Annotated in this window: 1 protein-coding gene and 1 pseudogene; both read right to left on the bottom strand. The window is 62.6% G+C overall.

The window, feature by feature from the left end:
- Positions 1 to 341: glycosyltransferase family 2 protein (locus tag V6C16_RS14200; protein ID WP_333543552.1), on the bottom strand; the 341-nt coding region annotated here is incomplete at its 3' end.
- Positions 338 to 972, bottom strand: a pseudogene (locus V6C16_RS14205) (cobyrinic acid a,c-diamide synthase); the annotation flags it as partial. The gene V6C16_RS14200 and the pseudogene V6C16_RS14205, both read right to left, overlap by 4 nt.

Genomic DNA, 972 nt, shown 5'->3' on the forward strand with positions numbered 1-972 from the left:
CGCCCAAGGGCCTCGCGCAGGGGCGGCAGCCAGCCCGACGTCATGGTGGTATCGTTGTTAAGAAAAAACAGCAGATCGCCGCCAGCGGCCCTGGCCCCCGCATTGCAGCCTCCGGCAAAACCCACGTTTTCATTCAGCCGCAAGGGACAAAAAGCCGCGCCCCACAAGGCGCGGCCCAAAGGTTCCAACTCGGTGGCAGTGGCGTCGGCAGAGCCGTTGTCCACCACCACTATTTCCACATTTTCCCCTTGCGTGTGCCGGGCCAGGGAGCGCAGGCAGGCGGCTGTCATGTCCCAGAGATTCCAGGCCGGGATGATGATGGAAACTTTTTCGTTGTTCATGGTTCACTCCGGTTCCGTACCGCAAAACTGCGGGCCGCGCTCACGAAGTTTTCGGCCCAACCCGGTGCGGCCGGGGCGAAAATATGGGTATAGGAGGCCCATACATTGCGAAAAACAAGTCCGTCCACCCTGAGTGATGTGGGCGCATGGCCGCCCTTGCCCGCATCCGGGTGCAACGGAGCATTGGGCGGCGGCCCCATGCCCTGCCCCTTGTCCAGTTGCATGACCCAGCGCGCATGCCTGCTGTTGCGGCTCCAGTCGCCCGTATCTTCCCACCGGCAGCGCGAATAGTGGAATTCGTGTCCGCGCAGATCCGTGCCGGGAGCAAAGAAGGGGTTGGCCCCCGTAATCTTGCCGCGCACATAGCCAAGCCCTTGCGGCTTTGGGCAAAAAACAGCGCTTACCGGCAAAATTCCGCTCATGGGCCACAACGCCCCCTGACGCTCAATACCGCGTGAAAGCACCATAAAACCGCCGCATTCGGCATATATGGGCATGCCCAATTCCGCCCACACCGCAAGCTGCCCCAACAGTGGCGAACGGCTTAAAGCTTCTGCATGGTCTTCAGGAAAGCCCCCGCCCAGATACAGGCCGTCCACCTGCGGCCAGGGCGCGCGGCAGGCCGGGCCGG

This window comes from Desulfovibrio sp. 1188_IL3213 (genome assembly GCF_036763145.1).
Lineage (GTDB): Bacteria > Desulfobacterota > Desulfovibrionia > Desulfovibrionales > Desulfovibrionaceae > Desulfovibrio.